This window comes from Pedobacter punctiformis, assembly GCF_027213715.1.
In the GTDB taxonomy this organism is placed as follows: Bacteria; Bacteroidota; Bacteroidia; order Sphingobacteriales; family Sphingobacteriaceae; genus Pedobacter; species Pedobacter punctiformis.
In genome coordinates, this window is record NZ_JAPWGM010000014.1 from 1 (window position 1) to 2,388 (window position 2,388).

General features: G+C 43.4%; 2 protein-coding genes. Both read right to left on the minus strand.

Annotation, left to right across the window (positions count from 1 at the left end; all coding sequences use genetic code 11):
* On the minus strand, window positions 1–1,737 hold a 1,737-nt coding region (locus tag O0955_RS18160; protein ID WP_428982475.1), incomplete at its 3' end, for a beta strand repeat-containing protein.
* A gap of 515 nt (window positions 1,738–2,252) precedes the next feature.
* On the minus strand, window positions 2,253–2,388 hold a 136-nt coding region (locus tag O0955_RS18235; protein ID WP_428982476.1), incomplete at its 5' end, for an OmpA family protein.

Sequence of the window (2,388 nt, forward strand, 5' to 3'; positions counted from 1 at the left end):
CGTTGGGTTATACACCCAGGTACCACTGTCATTGGTCACAATCGTAACTCCTGTGCCAGGTGCACCAGGCGTACCGGAACCCGGAATACCAGGTGCTCCACTTGTGCCAGGCATTCCCTGAACTCCAACTACGCCTGCATCTCCTTTATCTCCTTTGTCTCCTTTTGGACCGTTGATATTGGTCCAGGTATTGGTTGTTGGGTTATACACCCAGGTACCACTGTCATTCGTCACAATCGTAACCCCTGTTCCAGGCGCACCAGCAGTGCCGGATCCCGGAGTACCAGGAGTTCCGCTTGTGCCAGGCATACCCTCAACACCAACTATTCCTGCATCTCCTTTATCACCCTTGTCTCCTTTTGGACCATTGATATTGGTCCAGGTATTCGTGGTTGGATTATATACCCAGGTGCCACTGTCATTCGTCACAATCGTAACCCCTGCACCAGGTGCTCCAGCAGTGCCTGATCCCGGTGTACCAGGTGCTCCGCTTGTGCCAGGCATCCCCTGAACTCCAACTACGCCTGCATCTCCTTTATCACCCTTATCTCCTTTTGGACCATTGATATTCGTCCAGGTATTAGTCGTTGGGTTATAAACCCAGGTACCACTGTCATTCGTTACAATCGTAACTCCTGTGCCAGGTGCACCAGCAGTACCTGATCCCGGAGTACCAGGTGCTCCGCTTGTGCCAGGCATTCCCTGAACTCCAACTACGCCTGCATCACCTTTATCTCCTTTTGGACCATTGATATTCGTCCAGGTATTCGTGGTTGGATTATACACCCAGGTACCACTGTCATTCGTCACAATCGTAACCCCTGTCCCAGGTGCTCCAGGCGTACCTGATCCCGGTGTACCAGGTGCTCCGCTTGTGCCAGGCATTCCCTGAACACCAACTACGCCTGCATCTCCTTTATCTCCTTTTGGACCATTGATATTTGTCCAGGTATTCGTGGTTGGATTATAAACCCACGTTCCACTGTCATTCGTTACAATCGTAACTCCTGTGCCAGGTGCACCAGCGGTGCCGGAACCCGGAGTACCAGGTGTGCCGCTTGTGCCAGGCATTCCCTGAACACCAACTACTCCTGCATCGCCTTTTGGACCTTTGATATTCCCACTTAATACCCAAACATTTCCTTCTTTTGTATAAACATCTCCAGTACTGGTATTAATATAAGTATCCCCATTTGAACCCGCTCCATTTACAGGCGCATTTGGACCGCCTGTTACAGAAGTACCATTCTTTCCATCAGCTCCTTTTCCTCCACTAATATTTGTCCAGGTATTCGTGGTTGGGTTATAAACCCAGGTACCACTGTCATTGGTCACAATCGTAACCCCAGATCCTGGACCACCCGGTTGACCGGGGATACCAGGTGTACCTGTTTTACCAGGTTGACTTTCAACCAATATCGAACTGCTGCTTCTTACAAAAACCCATTTACTACCATCATTGTAATAAATACCGGGTACAACATCGTTTTCGGTTGCTGTATTATAAACCATCATCCCCGCAACATGTGCACTTAATGGAAAAGCATTCGTAGAGGCCTTTAAGGCAACACGGGTATGTAAAAAACCTTTGTTAGAACTCTCCAGTTCTAAAATTGCATCCTTATTCGGTAAATTACCTCCTGCAACTGTTCCATCTTTTACTTTTTGTTGTGCAGAAACACCAAAAGCGCTTAACAAAATTGCTAAGCTAAAGATAAAAATTAAGCGTTTATTCATATTATATGTTATTATAAGTACGATTTTTCAATACATACTTTGATTTGCTATAGCACCCACTTTTCAAAAACCTGTCCAATTAATCATACCGTTATTTAACACTTTAAATCCCACTATTACATTTTTCCAAATATTTCATAGTAGAAAAAAAACCCCAATTAACCTTAGGCAATAAATTACTATGTAGAAAAAAAACCCCAAACCAAATTCAAACCTGAATAAAAACACAGGATAAAAAATAGTGGTACTAATAAAAAATATGGTTTTTCTTGGTTTAAAAAATCAGAGAAAGAATCTCTATAAGAAAATCGGGAAATTTCTCCTCAATTTTCTACAATTTTGTGTATTTCAGCGATTATACTGGAAATGATTATCTACCCAATCATTATTCTATGAAAGATTAACTCAAAAGAGCGATAAAAACAAAAAAGCCATGCAGGCAATTGTTTTCAGATCCTCCCAAATCCTACTTACAATTTACCATGCATGGCTAGTATTTTGATACTAAAACAGTTCTACTGTTTAGTTATTTTAAACTCAGTTCTTCTGTTGAGCTGATGTTCAGCAGGGGTACATTTAACCCCGTTGGTACAGCGGTTCAGTAATCTCGTTTCTCCATAACCTTTCGCCTCAATCCGGTTTTTACTAATG